21 protein-coding genes are annotated in these 15,947 nt (G+C 46.3%); 3 read left to right on the top strand and 18 right to left on the bottom strand.

Annotation, left to right across the window (positions count from 1 at the left end; all coding sequences use genetic code 11):
- Positions 1-277: 277 nt before the first annotated feature.
- The 7 genes from BQ5809_RS06630 to BQ5809_RS06600 all read right to left on the bottom strand — a co-directional run bounded on the left by BQ5809_RS06630 (position 278) and on the right by BQ5809_RS06600 (position 6,034).
- On the bottom strand, positions 278-766 hold the full coding sequence (locus BQ5809_RS06630) for an NYN domain-containing protein (RefSeq protein WP_003785676.1): 489 nt from the start codon (positions 764-766) through the stop codon (positions 278-280).
- A gap of 82 nt (positions 767-848) precedes the next feature.
- Positions 849-1,829: a glycosyltransferase gene (locus BQ5809_RS06625; protein ID WP_003785673.1), complete on the bottom strand. Its 981-nt coding sequence runs from the start codon at positions 1,827-1,829 to the stop codon at positions 849-851.
- Positions 1,826-2,785 carry a glycosyltransferase family 52 gene (locus BQ5809_RS06620; RefSeq protein WP_003785671.1) on the bottom strand — a complete coding sequence of 320 codons (960 nt, stop codon included), beginning with the start codon at positions 2,783-2,785 and terminating at the stop codon, positions 1,826-1,828. Before BQ5809_RS06620 ends, BQ5809_RS06625 begins: the two co-directional genes overlap by 4 nt.
- 10 nt (positions 2,786-2,795) lie before the next feature.
- The gene (locus tag BQ5809_RS06615; protein ID WP_003785670.1) at positions 2,796-3,116 is read right to left on the bottom strand and encodes a hypothetical protein; all 321 of its coding nucleotides are present in this window, start codon (positions 3,114-3,116) and stop codon (positions 2,796-2,798) included.
- 21 nt (positions 3,117-3,137) lie between these two features.
- Complete coding sequence (locus BQ5809_RS06610) at positions 3,138-3,437, bottom strand: DUF4224 domain-containing protein (RefSeq protein WP_003785669.1); 300 nt, start codon at positions 3,435-3,437, stop codon at positions 3,138-3,140.
- Complete coding sequence (locus BQ5809_RS06605; RefSeq protein WP_003785668.1) at positions 3,427-4,731, bottom strand: replication endonuclease; 1,305 nt, start codon at positions 4,729-4,731, stop codon at positions 3,427-3,429. Before BQ5809_RS06605 ends, BQ5809_RS06610 begins: the two co-directional genes overlap by 11 nt.
- A 232-nt stretch (positions 4,732-4,963) precedes the next feature.
- The gene (locus BQ5809_RS06600; RefSeq protein WP_003785666.1) at positions 4,964-6,034 is read right to left on the bottom strand and encodes an RNA-guided endonuclease InsQ/TnpB family protein; all 1,071 of its coding nucleotides are present in this window, start codon (positions 6,032-6,034) and stop codon (positions 4,964-4,966) included.
- Positions 6,035-6,264: 230 nt separating this feature from the next.
- Here BQ5809_RS06600 and BQ5809_RS06595 point away from each other — a divergent pair, with 230 nt between their 5' ends.
- From BQ5809_RS06595 to BQ5809_RS06585, 3 genes are read left to right on the top strand one after another with little or no spacing between them, the layout of a single operon-like run.
- Positions 6,265-6,744: a hypothetical protein gene (locus BQ5809_RS06595; protein ID WP_032827609.1), complete on the top strand. Its 480-nt coding sequence runs from the start codon at positions 6,265-6,267 to the stop codon at positions 6,742-6,744.
- Positions 6,734-7,090 carry an STAS-like domain-containing protein gene (locus BQ5809_RS06590; RefSeq protein WP_003785664.1) on the top strand — a complete coding sequence of 119 codons (357 nt, stop codon included), beginning with the start codon at positions 6,734-6,736 and terminating at the stop codon, positions 7,088-7,090. Before BQ5809_RS06595 ends, BQ5809_RS06590 begins: the two co-directional genes overlap by 11 nt.
- A gap of 1 nt (position 7,091) precedes the next feature.
- A complete protein-coding gene (locus tag BQ5809_RS06585) occupies positions 7,092-7,514 on the top strand; it encodes a hypothetical protein (RefSeq protein WP_003785662.1) in 423 nt (140 codons plus the stop codon).
- Positions 7,515-7,546: 32 nt separating this feature from the next.
- Here the strand turns inward: BQ5809_RS06585 and BQ5809_RS06580 are convergent, their stop codons facing one another.
- The 11 genes from BQ5809_RS06580 to BQ5809_RS06530 form a co-directional block, all read right to left on the bottom strand.
- Positions 7,547-8,716 carry a contractile injection system protein, VgrG/Pvc8 family gene (locus BQ5809_RS06580; protein WP_003785659.1) on the bottom strand — a complete coding sequence of 390 codons (1,170 nt, stop codon included), beginning with the start codon at positions 8,714-8,716 and terminating at the stop codon, positions 7,547-7,549.
- Positions 8,701-9,168 (bottom strand): phage tail protein, encoded by a 468-nt coding sequence (locus tag BQ5809_RS06575; RefSeq protein ID WP_003785658.1) that lies wholly within the window; start codon positions 9,166-9,168, stop codon positions 8,701-8,703. Before BQ5809_RS06575 ends, BQ5809_RS06580 begins: the two co-directional genes overlap by 16 nt.
- 96 nt (positions 9,169-9,264) lie before the next feature.
- Entirely contained in the window at positions 9,265-11,394 is a 2,130-nt protein-coding gene (locus BQ5809_RS06570; protein ID WP_143452386.1) for a phage tail tape measure protein, read from the bottom strand.
- Positions 11,331-11,831: a hypothetical protein gene (locus BQ5809_RS06565; RefSeq protein WP_050792389.1), complete on the bottom strand. Its 501-nt coding sequence runs from the start codon at positions 11,829-11,831 to the stop codon at positions 11,331-11,333. The genes BQ5809_RS06570 and BQ5809_RS06565 overlap by 64 nt, the downstream gene beginning before the upstream one ends.
- Entirely contained in the window at positions 11,824-12,003 is a 180-nt protein-coding gene (locus tag BQ5809_RS06560; RefSeq protein ID WP_003785655.1) for a hypothetical protein, read from the bottom strand. The genes BQ5809_RS06565 and BQ5809_RS06560 overlap by 8 nt, the downstream gene beginning before the upstream one ends.
- A gap of 17 nt (positions 12,004-12,020) precedes the next feature.
- Positions 12,021-12,368, bottom strand: a complete 348-nt coding sequence (locus BQ5809_RS06555; protein WP_032827605.1) for a hypothetical protein — start codon at positions 12,366-12,368, stop codon at positions 12,021-12,023.
- A gap of 144 nt (positions 12,369-12,512) precedes the next feature.
- Positions 12,513-12,920, bottom strand: coding sequence for a phage major tail tube protein (locus BQ5809_RS06550; RefSeq protein WP_003785652.1), 408 nt, complete (start codon positions 12,918-12,920; stop codon positions 12,513-12,515).
- 157 nt (positions 12,921-13,077) lie between these two features.
- Entirely contained in the window at positions 13,078-14,280 is a 1,203-nt protein-coding gene (locus BQ5809_RS06545; protein ID WP_003785651.1) for a phage tail sheath subtilisin-like domain-containing protein, read from the bottom strand.
- Between the two features lie 471 nt (positions 14,281-14,751).
- Positions 14,752-15,189 carry a DNA adenine methylase gene (locus BQ5809_RS06540; RefSeq protein WP_003789006.1) on the bottom strand — a complete coding sequence of 146 codons (438 nt, stop codon included), beginning with the start codon at positions 15,187-15,189 and terminating at the stop codon, positions 14,752-14,754.
- A gap of 143 nt (positions 15,190-15,332) precedes the next feature.
- The gene (locus BQ5809_RS06535; protein WP_003789002.1) at positions 15,333-15,689 is read right to left on the bottom strand and encodes a hypothetical protein; all 357 of its coding nucleotides are present in this window, start codon (positions 15,687-15,689) and stop codon (positions 15,333-15,335) included.
- Positions 15,634-15,843: a hypothetical protein gene (locus BQ5809_RS06530; RefSeq protein ID WP_032133698.1), complete on the bottom strand. Its 210-nt coding sequence runs from the start codon at positions 15,841-15,843 to the stop codon at positions 15,634-15,636. Before BQ5809_RS06530 ends, BQ5809_RS06535 begins: the two co-directional genes overlap by 56 nt.
- Between the last annotated feature and the right edge of the window lie 104 nt (positions 15,844-15,947).

Raw genomic sequence — 15,947 nt, 5'->3', positions numbered from 1 at the left:
AGTTTATGGTATCTAAAAGTTCTGATATGAGATTGGAATTATACAAAGGTGCTTATTATTTTTCCAAATTCTCTCAAAGATACGGATTTATAATTAATTTGTTTTTATATTTATTATTAACTTGCCCTTTTGTCAATTATATTCAATCAGAAAAAAAACATACAGATAGCATATTTAATATATTATTTATATTAAGTTTATTCTTTTTTATAATTCAATTCCGGTTAGTTTTAATTTATTTTAATTTAAAATATAATAAAAGAAAAGAAAGGTAATTTTATTGAGCAGCCGAAATATTATCCAGCAATACATCGGAATGTTCTTTTAGTTCTGGCTTAACCGTATGCCCCAAATGCGCCAAGAAAATCTGCACGCCTTCCATACGCGCCAATTTGATTGCTGGCACAAAATCGCTGTCTGCTGTAACCAGCACAAAATCGCGCCCACTTGCTTTTTTTAAAGCCAAGGTTGCCATGTCCAAACCAATTTTCATGTCCACACCTTTTTGCGTGATGTTGGGTGCAATATCCGCAGCCGTAATCATGATGGAGCCAGTTGCCGTAAAGCTGCCTTGATTTTTAATTTTCCAAGAATCGCCATTGGTGGACACCTGCCCCATACGCAAAGCAAAAAACGGCTGCATTTTCAAGGCTTCCAACAGCCGCTTATTTTCACGCGCAATACTAGAAGCCGACAAATCCAGCTCACTGTTATCCAAAGGGTTTTTGAGTTTACCGTCCGCAGGCGGTGCATCGTAATAAATCATTGAGTTATATACATTTATGTTAAGCAACTGAATAACTACGTTGGATTCCTGCCTACGCAGGAATAACGGCAAGTGCGGTGAATTATGCCCATTTCTTGCGCCAACGTCGCCACAACGAGCCTAAAAAATAGCCCACACACCAGCCAAAATCGACACCAAACCGTGCTTTGGTTTGGGCGCGATAACGCTGAATGTGCTGCAAAAACGCCATATCACGCGTTTTAAGAAAGCGTTTCACGGCATACGCCACCATCAATCGCCACGTTTTGAACTGCAAAATCCGCAATTCGGCTTGATGATTGGGATAGTTAGACATTTTGTCTAACGCCATGGTGAACGCGAAAAACAAATCGTCAATATGTCGTTGCGACACATTGGCGGTGATGCTGCCTGCGTTTTGTCGATAGCCCAACAGCACTTCGGGCAAAGCATAAAACGATTGCGCCGCCAAATACACATAAGGCGTAAACATCATGTCTTCAAACAATTTGCCTGCGACAAATGGGTGCTGATGCAGCAAGGCGCGGCGATAGCAACGCGACCACACATACCAGCGATTTTCTTCAAACGCACGATGCAGGCTGCTTGGCGGATTCAAGTTTTGCGTATCGCGAAAATAATCGCCAAACAAAGTCGGCGCAGCAAAAGTTAAATCGCTGTATTGATGAAACATTTGCGCGTCAAATTCCACAATATCGGGCTGATACTGGTCTAGCACCGCCAAAATTTTGTCCAAAGCAGCCTGCACAAAAATATCATCGCTGTCTAAAAACAACACATAATCGCCTGTCGCGTGCGCCAAACCTGTGTTACGCGCTGCCGATAAGCCTGCATTTTCTTGCGTAATGTATTGATGCGGCACGTTTTTAGCAGTCAAATTTTGCGCGATAAACGACTCAATCACGGCTGGCGTATTATCGCGCGCACCGTCATTGACGATAATCCATTGCACGCGCTGCCGATTTTCTTCGGACAAATTGTCCCAAACCGATTGCAAAGCAGCCTGCACATAATCCTGCACGTTGTAGCACGGAATAATCAAAGAAAGGGTTGCGGGATTCATAGGGTTATATCGTGTATAGGAATATTCAGTTGGCTTTGTATGCGATACAAATTTGTCCACGTTTCGTTGTCAAACAAAGGCAAGTTCGGGCGCAACGCAAACACTTGAACATGGGGAAAGGCACTCACATTCAACGCCGCACTGCTGCCCAAGCTGTATATGGCAAACGAACGTGCAGGCTGCTTTTGAATCTGCTCAATCAAATAATCTTCAAAAATCAAAGGTGTTTGGATATACGCCACATCGGGCAAACGATACGATTCGCGTGGGTGTGGAAAATACGCATCGGCTTGAATATGGCGATTGAGCGCGGTAAACAAAGCCACATTGTCTTGTACCTGTTCAAACAAGGGCTGCCCCAGCAAAATTTTGTAGGACTGTGTATTTTCATTGGACAAAATGTCTAAATTATCGTGCCACAAGCGCAAAGGCGTGGTGTGGGCAACAATATTGGGCAACTGGCGATACAGCGTGTGATGCTGCTGCGACAATTCGCACAAATCTTTGGTTTGATAGCGAATCCCTTGCAGGCAACGGCGAATTTGCTTATTCAGATTAAACGTTTGGGTCTGATAAAAAATGCTGTTGTGATACAAATTGGCTGTGCCGTCATCAAAGGTTTCCAAATGGTTAAACGCGATGTGGCTCAACACATAATGCACCGATTCATTATCCACGCTGGCTAGATACACCGTATCGTATTGCTTGGCAATGTTTTTTCGCAATTTGGGCGACATGAATTTCTTGCGCCATTTGTTTTGCGACAACACCACATAATCGCTGTGTTCGCACAAAGCGGCAGTTTGTTGATAATAGTGGCGGAATTTGTCGTTGTCGGCTTCGGCATAGCAAATCATGAGCAAATGCGCGGGTGCAGGCTGCTTTTGTCGTATCAGTTGTTGGGCAATCCATGCTTGCAGGGGGGTTAGGCAAATGTATAGGTTTGGTTTCATCATGTCATCGCAGTCATTTATCAAAAAACAACAACAAATTATCCAGTTCACGAAAATTACACTTTTGCGTTGCCAGCGATTTGGTCGGCAACACTTCGCGCACATACCGCTTTGCTACATAAGCAAAAGTCAAAACATCGCTCACACGCGTCGCCATTTCCTGCACATTAAATTCGCGCTCCAAATCCGCATATTGCTTCAACGCTTCGTAAAAATCCGCGCCCAATGGCAACCATTTACGTGGTTTTTGGCAAGTGTCATAGTAATAATACACCTTACCATTTTTCATAACCTTTTCACGCAAACGCGCAGGTAACGACCGTTTTTTTGCCATGCTCCCCCCAATTTAGCCAGTTTAACCATCTGTTTGATGACTTTTCCAGCGCATCGATTCAGGCGACTGCGTAGGCACAACCACCGCACCCAACACACGCTCCACCGCCGCACGCGCCACAATCGGACGACCAGCCGCATTAACCAAAAACGGAATACGCAGCTCTGCCAATGCCCGAATTTGCGGTTTGGCACGCACCTTGCCTGTCAAAACCACCATTTCATCTTTATTCAAAAACAAGCTATTCATCATACCTCCAGCCCATTTCATGCCAACCAAAGCAGCCTGCACCGCCTTTTGATATGGCAGATTAAAAATCATTCAACCAATCCACCCATTGCGCTGCCAATTTCTGCTCCAAAGCAGCGGCATCGCGCAACACGCTTTCCAAACTATCGTATTGTTTTGGTTTGATAAATTTTTCAGGGCGCACCGCAGGCGTACGGCTTTGTTCACGCAAAGCAGCCTGCACTTTTTTCTCATAGCGACCAAAGCCCGAAGCGTCCCACGCACTCGTTCCTATGCTTCGCAAAGTCGCCAAATAATCGCGCAATTCTTGCGTTTGCTCGCTTTGCTGTTTAGCGCGATTCGCCTGTTCATGCGCTTGGCGCACCCATTCTTGCTGTTCATCGGCATGATGTTGCACCCAACCCAACCAACGCTCCGCATTCCATTCAGGCAACCGCAAGCTCTCGTCCAAAGCCGACATTTCTTCGCGCCATTGACGTTGTACCGCTGGTGGCACTTCCGAATCTTGCGCCAAAGCAGCCTGTATAAAATCGCGCTGTTTTGCCCAACCTGCACGCGCAGTCGGACCAAATACACGGCGCACACTTTCTGCCACGGTTGGATTTTTTACCAATTTTTGACGCGGTTTTTCATCGTCCAACAAATTCGTAGAGTTATTGACACCAGTCCAAGGGGTGGCTACGCCACCTTTATCGAAACACAACACCCACTCATGAATGCGCGTGAATCGAATTTCGCCTGTTGTTGCACACAAAACCCCACGAATCGCTTTATCGCACGGCTCACCATAACGATTTTTTGCCACTTCGCCCGATTCCATGGGCAATTCTTTATACAGCTGCACAGGACGGTCGGCACGTTTCACATGCACACCGCCCATCACTTGCACAAATTTACCCCAGTCGCCCAAATCCGCCGCACGCGCCGCACGCAAAATTTCGCTGTCTTCATCAGGCTGCTTATCGGCAAACTCACGGCGCAATTCACGCCACACCGACACAGGCGGCCCACCAATTTGCTGAAATTGACGAATGCCCCATAAGCTCGCCCAAGCGTCCACATAAGCCGCCGTTGCCGCCGCACTTTCCCCTATCAAACTCTCGTCATCATCGCCAATTTCCTGCCCCAGCGCATTTTTGCCGTCAATATTCTTGGCAATGTATTTAGCGATGTAGCCAGCAGCCGTGCCACGATTCCAATCAATCGCCTTAAAATCTACTCGCGCTTTCACATCGTGAAACACACGCCAATTTGCCTTGCTCCAAAATTCATCTTCCACCGCAAAACGCGCCGCAATCTCGCTTAAAGATTGCTTCGCTTCGCCGCGGCTCAACAAAGCAGCCTGCACTTCACGCGCGTGCTGCAAACGCTCGTCTTTGCTTGACGTCCTCCCCTTGCTAAAGCAAGGGGATTCCTACTGCGGCTAGCAATGTTTTGCTGACTCGCTTCGGTGGGTTCGTGCTGCTGACAACCTGACTGCATTGTTCACTTCACACGCGCTACGGACACGTCCTGCCCTGATTTTTGTTTTTTCAGGCAGCCTGAATGGCTTGCCCACGTTTTAACACATTGATTGCACCAACAACATCGGCATTGTTTTAATAGCCACACTCTACGCATTCAAAATTCGCCTGCGTTTGGCGGTTGTCTTTTGTCGTATGTCCGCAATTCGGACAACATCGGCTGGTATTTTGTGGCGGAACGGCAAACAAAGAACCACCATTCCAAGCCAATTTATACGCCAACTGTCGCCTAAATTCCGCCCAAGACTGGTCTAAAATCGCCCGATTTAAGCCTGATTTCTGTTTCACATTTTTACCGTGCTGTTCAACATCGCCTTTTGCTGACTTGGACATATTCGCCACTTGCAAATCTTCAACATACACAATCGCGTGGTTTTGGCTGATTTGGTTGCTGATTTGATGCAAGTAGTTTTTACGGATATTGCTGATTTTGTGGTGCAATTTGGCAATTTTGGCTTTTAACTTTTGCCAATTTTTGCTGAATTTAGTTTTGTGTTTGAACTGCTTTTGCAATTTCGCTAGTTTGCCTTTTAAGGCTTTGAAAGCGTTAATCGGCTCAAAGTATTCGCCGTTGGACAAAGTAGCAAAACGAACGATGCCCATATCAATACCGATTTCTCCGCTGTTGGGTTTTGGCGTTTCCGTCTCAAATTCTGTTTGAATGGAAACATACCACTTACCGCATTTTTGGCTGACGGTTACATTTTTCAGGCTGCCTGAAATAGCTCGGCTATTGCGGTAGCGGATAAATCCTATTTTAGGCAAATAGATACGGTTGTTGTGCTGTTCTAATTTGCAACCTTGTGGAAAACGAAAACTGTCTTTTTCGCCTTTACGTTTGAACTTTGGGAAGTCGCCGCGTTTTGCAAAAAAGTTTTTGAATGCACTTTCCAAATCTTTCAAACTCTGCTGCAACACTTGGCTGTGGCAGTCTTTGAGCCAAACTAGCTCACGTTTCCATTTGGGCAACAATGCGGTTAACTTAGTATAGCTAAATTTAAACGATTTATTCGCTTCATATTGTTCATTTTGATATGCCAAAGCCCGATTGAATACGAAACGCGAACAGCCGCAAAACTGTTTCAGTTTGCGGATTTGCTCGCCGTTTGGTATGAGTTCAAATTTGTAGGCTTTGAGAATTTTCATTGGCTAATCAAACAAAAAAGGATTGGCTATATTCTAACATTTTTTAGGACTGCTTCGCAGTCCGTGCCTGATATCCCCGACCTAAAGGACGAGACTTTACGGCACTGGCTGGTAAAATACGGCAAATTCTTTCATTTCACGAATCGAAAATAAAACAGCGTTACATAGGTCAAGAAAGTGAATGGGCTAAATTATTCTCGTTGTTGAGAACAGCCACCTCGGAAATGGTTATGAATGTGCAGCATCATGCGTATCCAACTGATGGTGTTGCGTTTAGTAAAAAGCCTATGAATCAAACTAATTTTTATCAAAATAAAAATTGGTGGTACATGTTTGTAGATGAAGAAGAAACGGATACGTTATTCTTGATTGTTTATGATATGGGCGTGGGCATTTCTGAATCTTATGTTGATTTTGCCCTGGAACCTCGCGCTGCTTTTTATTCTAATTTAGAAGATGCGCATATTGTACAAGAGGCATGGCAAGCTGGTATGTCGCGATTTATTGGCTCTGGGCGAGGAAATGGGCTTGACAATATTGTTAAGCTTGTGGAATATGCGCAAAAATCTGATGTTTTTATTTGTTCTGGCTTGGCAAAAGCAGGAACTAGAAATAAGAAATTAGTTACGTCTCAGTTAAAGGTTCCATTACAAGGAACACTTATTGAATGCTCGTTAAGCCTTTTACCGAAAGAAAACTATGATAAATAATAAAATTACCATTGATGTTTCTCAATTTTCTGAAGACCCTTGGGGGAGAGATGAGCAGGACAATCCTATTAGCAGTGGCGCTGCTTTTCGAAAACAATATTTAATTGAAGCATTTAACCAATATGATAAGGTGATTGTAGATTTTTCTAAATTGCAAGATATGCCTGATTCTGGTTTTTTGGGAGAGTCGTTTGTTGGATTAGTAAAACACGATGGCTTTACTTATGAAGAAGTATTAAAGAAATTAGTTGTGTTACCGCAAGATGAGTTTTACCCAATTACTGTTGAGCAGATTATTACATTGGCACGCGATGAATATAAACGTGTGAATATGCAAGGTAAATAAAATGCCGTCTTTTCCTGATTTATTGGATATTGCGGATAAAAGTTTAAATATTTTTACTGTAATCGCGACTGGTATTGGCTGGTGGATTGGTAAATATCAAGAAAAGCATGCTAGTAAAGAAATTTATTTCCAAAATGAAATAGATAAAATTCATAAGGAAATTAAGGATTTGTTGTTACTGGTGCGCGATGATAAACAATTTCATACTTGTCGTTATCTTGCTAATCATATTCGCCGTTCCGTTCAATCTGTGTGTCAAGAGTATCAAGTAAGGGATACCGAAATAACTCATGAATTAAGTAAACTCTTTATTTATGCAACAGGAAAAGGCGCGTATCAAGACTCTCTTGATATGGCTGAAACTTGTGATAATTTAATTGCTAAATTGGTTCTTCCAAAGAAAAAGTTAATCCGCCATAAATAAAAGCAGCCTGCACCCACATGCAGGCTGCTTTTTTATTCTTCGCCGCCCTTAAAATCCAACATTGCTTCCAGTTTCAGGCTGCATGTGTAGCCGCCGTCGTCCAAATGGTGTTGCACTTCTGTGATGAGCCATTTTTCGCGGTCAATTTCGGGCTTGAAGCCTTGCACAATCACAGGCGTTTCGGGGAATAAATCGGGGCGACCTGCGGCAAGTGTAATGCTAAATTGTGCTGCGCCACGTTGCAGTTTTTTGAATGCGGTTCGCGCTCCGCTCCATGCGTTCGAATTGCTGGCATACAAATGGCGCAGAGTTTTGACTTTTTGCCCTGTGGTGTCAATTTTGCGGTTGGCATTGGCTTGGGGCGGTTTTTGTTTGCCGTTGCGGTTGGTTTTACGCTCGGGCTGCACGTTGGTTTTGTCCACTACCACCTCTTTGCGCTTGCCTGTTCTTTTGTCGGTGTAAAACGCGCGAACGGCGTTGTAGCTGTCGGTGGTGGAATAGGTAAAGCTGTGTCTATCGCCCGATTGCCGTGTAATGGTTAAGGCTGGAATGGGCTTGCCGTTTACGGTTTGCGCTTCGCCCTCGGGCGTGAACAGAAAAATGCCGTGTTTTACGGTGGCTATCGCGCCATATTGCTCGGCTAGTCGGCTTAAAAAACTGGCATCGCTTTCGTTGGTTTGGTCTATGTGGTCAATGCGTGTGTTTTTGTAGCTTTCTGCAATTTTGCATTTTTCGCCTGTGTAGCCGTTTTGCGTGGCAATGGCTTGCACGATTTGATGCAGGGTTTGTTTGTGCCACGATTTTTCTTTTTGCTCGGCTAGGCTTTCGGCGAGGTCGGCGGCGCGTGCGGTAATGCTCAATGTATCGGGGCTGCCTGAATGGGTAAATTCGGAAAATAGGTACTCGCCTTTATCCACTACGCCTGTTTCGGCATAACCCAGCGCGAGTGTGATTTTGTCGCCCATTTTGGGTATGGCGATTGCGCCGTCGTGGTCGTCTAGCTCTATGGTTAATTCGTCCGCTTCAAAGCCGCGTTTGTCGGTTAAATCTAGGCTGATAATGCGCGATAGGGTTTGTGTGCCAAATGTTTTGCCGTTGATTGTGAGTTCTGCGATTGGGGTCAGATGTCGCCCTTGGTCGTCAAATAATTGGTCAAAGATTTTTCGGGTGGCGTTGGCGAGCGTGTCTAAATCAAAAGCCATATCATACCCCTGCGAGTGCGCGTACCATGCCCACAGCTAAACCCAATGCTTCGCCGTCCACACCGAATGCGTGGTCGGATACTTTTTTTTAGAGTCATAGTGAATGAAATTGAGCGCGGTTTGCCGTCCCACATCAGCTCGCTTTGGTCTTCCTGAATGTTGGTAATCACAAAACTACCCATTAGCTTACCTGTTCCCATGATTAAGAGGTGCGCTTGCCCTGTGTTTGCCATTTGGCGCACAAATTCAACAGTGTTTTCGCCGCCTGTGATTTCGGGGCGTAATTCGGCTTTGATGTTGATTTCATCGGGGTCTTTGCCTGTGAATTGGGACGGCGGCATGCTGCCAACGACATTTTGATGTGGGTGTTTCCATGTTTGGCTGCGGCTGATGTTTTGAAAGGGGATTGTGTTCATGTGAAATACGAACAATCCCAAAGTTGCAAGTGCCATTTTTTGGGTTTCCTTATGTTGATGCAGGGTGTGCCGTGCGCACCGTTTTTTTCAGGCTGCCTGAAAGGTTTGGTGCGCGTGGCACACTCTACGGTTTTAGTCTTTATCCATAAAACTGCTGTTGGCGCGGCGGCGTTTGGCTTGGTCGCGTTGCTGCAATTTCTGCAAGACTAAATCTGCGATACTGCGTGGGTCTTGATTGGGCGTGGCGTGAATGTGAATGGTAATGTTGTCGCCACCCATGTGCAGCCTGCTCATTCCTGCTATTTGGGGCGGTGCAAACACGGTCGGGCGTGGCAATACGCTGGGTTTGTTTTCGCTGCCTGAAAATATGCCGCCTAATTTTTCGGCTGCACGAACTGCCATTGCACCCATATTAAGGCTGCTTGAACCGCCCATTTTTGCTAACAGATTCGCGCCGCCTTGTCGCAGACGCTCAACCATTTGCCAGCCGCCAAAACGTGCCACATCGCGCTGACTGAACACCACTTCGCCTTTGTGGACAATGCCTGCGGCTTCGTTCACACCGCCTGCACCTGTGTAGCCACCGCGCGAAAAACCTGCCACGCTTCTTACTTTATTCCAAACGCCTGTTGCTGCTTGTCCAAAGCTGGAATGGGCAATCGCGTGTTTAGCAGCCTGCACTTTGGCAATTAAGCGGTCAAAATTGGCGATTAAGCTGGCAATCATGCTGATTGGACCTGCAAATGCGCCAATCAATGGGTTATCGCGCAAAATACCACGCAACCATGCCCAACCTGCTGCAATGGCGTTTTTGACTTTTTCCCAGTTGAGATACAACGCTGCCAATAAGGACACAGCAAGAATCGCCCAACCAAATGGATTGCTGACTAAAAATGCCTTGGCGACATGCCCAAAGCCGAGCAAGGCGGTGGAAACGATGCGAATGCCGCCGCCAATGGCTGTAAAAATACCTGTGCCACCGCTCATGCTGGTAAATAGACTTGCCCACGCCAATTTCATCGCTGCCATTGGGACAAGTACAGCCGCAATCACAGCAAACAAAGCCGCAAACGCCACCAAGCTAATGCCAATCGCGCCAACAATTTTCAGCAGAGTATTAGCGGTTTCGGGGTTGGCTTTTGCCCAAATGCCTAACTTGGTGCTGATGTCGTCAATCCAGCCAATCACGGTGCGGATTTCTCCCTGCATGGATTCGCCAACTGCCACCATTAAATTGGTAAATGAGCCTGTGGCGGAATCCCAAAGGTTGGTTACTGTGCCTAATGTGGCGTTTACGCGCTGTTGTAAACTGGCTTGCGCTTCCATTTTAGCGGCAAATTCGTTGTAGCCTGCTTGCCCTTTGTCAATCATAGTGTTTAGGGCTTGCAGCGTTTCTGCGTCATCGCCAAAAATAGATTTGAGAATGTCTAGTCGCGTTTCTGTGGTTAGGTTTTTTAGTTTGGCTAATTGCGTGTAGGCATTCTCTAATCCGCCAAACTCGCCCTTGCCGTCTGTAAACGACAAATTAAAATCAGCGGATACTTGCCCCAACTTCTTGGCATCGGAAATGATTTTGTTAATTTTGGCAGTCGCCATCATGGACGAGAATACTTTACGCAGTGCATTACCTGCGCTATCGCCACTCAACCCTGCTTGGTCAAGCATACCAATCAGGGGCGAAAAGGTTTTAATCGCGGCTTCGCCTTTCATTTTGGTAATGTCTAGCGCAGGGGATAACTTGGAAAATGCGCCCAAAATATTACTGTCGTCTGTACCCATGTAATAGAGTTTTTGAACTCTATCCATTAAACCTAACATTTCTTTTTCGCTCGCTCGCGTGGCATCTTGCAGCTTGGCTGCCATTTCTGCTGCTGCTTCGGGCGTTTTTTTCAGCTGCACCGCAAGCAATGCTGCCGCTTCGCCTGTGCCACCTAAAATGGTTTGAGCAGACACGCCTTGACGGATTAACATGGTCATCAGGTTTTTAAAGTCGGCGGTTGTGCCAGGTAATCTGTCGCCTAAACTGGTAGCGAGCGCGTTCACTTTTTCGTATTCAGGCAGCACTTTCCCTGCGCTATTCATCATCGCTACACGCAATTCCATTCCCGCGCTTTCGCTTTCGGCATAGGCTTTGATTGGCACAGACATTGTACCGCCTACGGTAGCCGCACCCATTGCCGCGGTTGTGGCTTTACCTTTCAGGTTGCCTGAAAGTTCCTTTGCTTTGCTGACGGTTTCCTGTGCTTTGCGCAGCCTATCCAAAGCGGCTTTTTGTTTAGTTGCGCTTGCGCTCCTGCTGCATCTCTGGCGGTAATGCCGTAGGTTTTCAGCTTGCTGTTGAGTTCGCTCAATTTATCGCTGCTTTTGCTTTGCGCGTCTTTGAGTTTGTCGGATTGTTGGGCAAGTTCGGCTAATTTTGCAGCTTGTGCTTTGGTTGGCACGCCTGATTTGGCGATTTCATCGCGCAAGGCTTTTACTTCGCGGCGGTTTTCTAAAATGGCGCGGCTGGTCTTTTGCATTTGCGCGTCCAACTGATTGCGTTGCACAATCAATCGTTGCGCTTTATCCAAGCCACTTAATTCTTTTTGCAACCCGCTTAAATTGCCCGTCAAACCACTAGCCGCATGGCGCACGCGCTCAAATGCGCTGCTGGCTTTATCCGTGGCTTGCATAATGATTTTCATCACTAGGTCAGTCATCATCATCTCCGTGCGTTACCAAAACCGCGCGATGCGTCCAACGCAGCAAAGCGAGTAGTGGGTAGTCCCCAAATGCGGCAACGCCACCGCCAAAAGCTGCCGCGCATTGAGCGAGACAATCGGCGATGGCGTTGTAGTATTTCAGCTCTTCTGTGTGAGCGGCTTCCCACACATTGGGCTGCTGGCTGATTATTGCGGCAAATTGGTTGGCTCGGAATCGGATTCCGATAGGTAGCCCAATTCCGTCAAAGCAGCCTGCATTTCCGCTTTCGCATTTGGGGACGCTGAAAAAAAATCAATAGCCGCATTCAATGCCTGCGTTTCGGGCAGCGTGAGTTTGCCATACATTGCGCGTGTGATGGACGGCGTGGCAATGCGCGATAGCAATTTTTGCACGGTGTCGGTGTGTTTAATTTTGATTAAGTCTTGTCCCATGCCGTCCATGTCTTTGCCGATTGGTTCGCGCAAAACAAATATGCCACTGGTCAGGGCTACGGTTACGGTGTTGTCTGGGTTGATTTTAATGGTGGGATTCATGGTGTTTCTTTCTGTTTGGATTGCAGGCTGCATGGTTGTTAGATTACATCAAGCCCAATGCCTGACGCAGTTCTTTACGCTCGTCTACGCCGCCAAAGCTGGCTTTGTTTTGCATAAAATCCAGTTCCAAGATTTATTCGCTGTTTAGCGTTTCTTCCAGTAAGTCAGGGCAACTTTGAACTTGTGTTCGCCACCTTCGCCTTGTTTGTCTGTACCTGGGTCGGCTTCAATAATGCGACCGCGCCCTTCGCCTTTTAAAATGCGATAGCCTGTGCCGTCTTCTTCTTGCAATGCGCCTTGATAGCGAAATAATTTGCCATTAATCGCGCTGGTCATCGTTTTGAGCATATCTGCGTCATAACCTTTGGACGTGATTTCCATTTCTAATTTTTCAAAACCGTGGGCAACGGTTAATTCGCCCATTGCGCCACCGGGGGTGTAGTCTTCGGTTTTGCGCGAAATTTTGGGGCGCGAAATATCGACAATCACGCCGTATTGATTTTCGTCGTCTGTAAACAGGTTGAAACCTTTGAGTTGTTTGGGCATTTTCATTTGTTTTGGTATCCTTAATTTTCTATATTGCAATTCGCTTTACAGTCAATTTTAATGGGGTTACTATTTGGCTTATTCATTCTTTCATCGGTATAGATTGAGAAACGCTGTTAAGTTCCCGCTTAACGGCGTTTTGTTTTGTGCAGGCTGCTTGTTGTTAAACGGTTGCTGCTTTGAAGCTATTGGCAAAGCTAATCACTTTGTCCACCAAGTTTACAAAGAATGTGTCGCTGTTGTATTGCTCAAACACCATGTTTTCCAATGGCGGAACGTATGTCCATTCGTAGCTAAATGTGAACTGTCCTGCTTGCACGGTTTGACTGGTATTTTTGCTCTTGTCCACAAACACACGCGCTCCCAAAATGTAGCCTTTGGCAACGTATTCGGCTAATTTGGCGTTAATCATCATGATGATGTCTTCCATTAAGCTCGGGTGCATGGGTTTGTCCATTGCCCACATAAAGCCGCTGGCAATGGTTTCTTGAATGATTTGCGCGGAACGGGTTGCCACTTCAAACGCCATCATTTTGTCGTTGGAGCAGGTGCGATTGCCCCACACGCGGAAACTGTCTTCACGAATCAGCGTGGTTACATCAGCATTATTCAGGGTGTTGGCATCGCATTTGGAATCTAAAATATCAAAGCTGCGTGAGAATTGCAGGCTGCTTACGCCGTTGATTTCGGTGTTGGAAATGGATTTGTGCCAGCCGATTTGTTTATCCAACTTGGCACGCGCACCTAAAATTCGGGCAACGGTTGCGGCGGTGGTGCTGGTTTGGGTGGCGGTGTTGAATGCCATAAATTCGTTGTCAATCAACATCAATTCGCGGTTGCCAAAGTTTTTGCGGTATTCTGCTACTTTGGTCAATTCGGCTGAACCGCCTGCGCGGCCATATGCAAAGGCGCGTGTGCGCTCGGCAACACTCACCAATTCTTTCAATACGTCCAAGCTATCCAACTCGGGAATACCCAAGATTTTTGGGGTGTAGCCCAATGTGGCTTTGGCGCGTGATAGGGCTTTAATGCCTGTGTGGGTGTCGCCTGTTGATGTGCCGATGATGTTGGCTTTGAGTTCGCTTGCGTTATCGCTATGTGGCACGCGCACAATCACAATTTGCGCGTCTGCTTGGTCAATGATGGCATCGAGCGATTTGGCGAGTGTGCCTGTGTTGCCTGCTTTGCCCAAAACTTCGTTGGCTGATGTGTAAAAAACAGGGCGGTTGAGTGGGAATACGCTGTTATCGGCATCGTCTGCGGTGCAAACCATGCCGATAATGGCGGTAGAAATGTCGTCAATGGCGCGTGCGCCTGTGGTGTATTCTTTGGTGGTAATGCCGTGGTGTCGGGCTGCGTTTGTCATAATGCGTCCTTATCAAAAAGCAACAACAAATGGCGTTTATTATGCCGTTTTGATTCGATTTGGCAGCTAGCAAAGGCGTTTAACCGCGCTTTTAACGCTTTGGGGCAAAAAAGCAGCCTGCACAGGACATAAACCCAAGTGCAGGCTGCTTTTTTTCTTATTTTTGATTAAAAGATTGCGCTAAACCATTTGGGCTAAACCGCGCAGGCTGATGCTACGCGCGAAATTCTCCCCACATTTTGCAAGATAAACCCACTTATTATTTATTTCATACCGTGCAACAAAGTTTCAAATCCTGCTTATTGCAAGCAGGATTTTTTACAACTGTGCAAATTGAGCAATCTCATCGCTGGCTATTACCTATAAAACCGCTGCAACTTTGATACCATAAACGTTTGGATTTGAATTTATAGCATCAAATATAACAACAGCGACGTTGCAGTCGCTTTTGTTGTTGCAGGCTGCTTGAAATCAGTAGTTACAAATAACCAACTCACCACGCTGTATGCGGCTTTCTGCTTTGCGCCCCACAGAATAAGCTAGCTGCAATTCTGTAATATTAAACTCGGCAAACAATGCGCGAATATCGGGGTGGTCATTAATACTCAACATCATCTTACCTTGCATGGTTCGCATCGTTTGAGCAAGCTGTTCGTATTCCGTCCAATCAAATACACGCTCGTAACCTGTGACTTGCCAGTACGGTGGGTCGGCATAAAAGAATGTATGCGGTCGGTCGTAGCGTTTGACACAACGTTGCCACGGTTCGTTTTCAATGAATACCCCACCTAGCCGTTGTCGTGCAGCCTGCAATTTTTCGGCGATTTGCGTTGCATTCCATGCTTTTTCTGTCGTCGCTGTACCAAATGTTTGACCCGTTGTTTTGCCACCAAAGGTATTGCACTGCAAATATAAAAGAACCGTGCTGCACGTTGAATATCAGTCAGTAATTCGGGTGGCGTAGCGTGCAGGCGTGGGAACGGTGCTCGTTACACCGCCACGCAGCCGTTTTTGTTTTGTCTACCCTGTCTGTGTTTCAGACAGGGTTTTTGCTATTTCAGGCTGCCTGAAAGCTGTTTCGCCAACCCATTCGGACTAAACCGCGCAGGCTGGTCATAACCCAAGCAGCCTGCACACCATTCGCTGCAAAACCATTTTTTCACGTTTTGGCGCAAGGCAGGTAAGGCAATCCCCAAACAGCCAGCCCAATCGTACTTCGCACCTTTGGTTTGAGCGTAAAACTCATGTATGCGCTGCTCAGGCAAATCCACGCGGATTAAATCCCACTTGTCAGGCGGCAAGGGCATGACTTTGAAGCGCACACCGCCGTCTCGGATTGAACTGGAATAGCAGCTATATACGCCATTTACCGTTCTGCCAAACGTGCGCGGTACTTGGGCGCGGTACAATTTGCAAATCTTGGGTAATGTACGCGCCTTGATTTAATGCATTTAAAAAGGCTTGGTGCTGCTCGGCAGTAATGGTTTGCGCGGTTTGAGGTACGGTTTCGTGAATGGTGTCGTCAAAAAATGTTTGTACGCCGTAATCAAAATAAATACTCATCGATTATCTCCTTTAAAAACCGATTGCAAACCAGCGCACTCCGCCAGCCTCTGCACCTGTGTACATTTCTCGTACATAGGCTGTGAAATTGTGATTACGCAAAG

Origin of the sequence: Kingella kingae ATCC 23330 (assembly GCF_900111845.1) — a bacterium.
GTDB lineage: Bacteria > Pseudomonadota > Gammaproteobacteria > Burkholderiales > Neisseriaceae > Kingella > Kingella kingae.
This window is presented reverse-complemented; position numbering and strand designations above follow the sequence as displayed.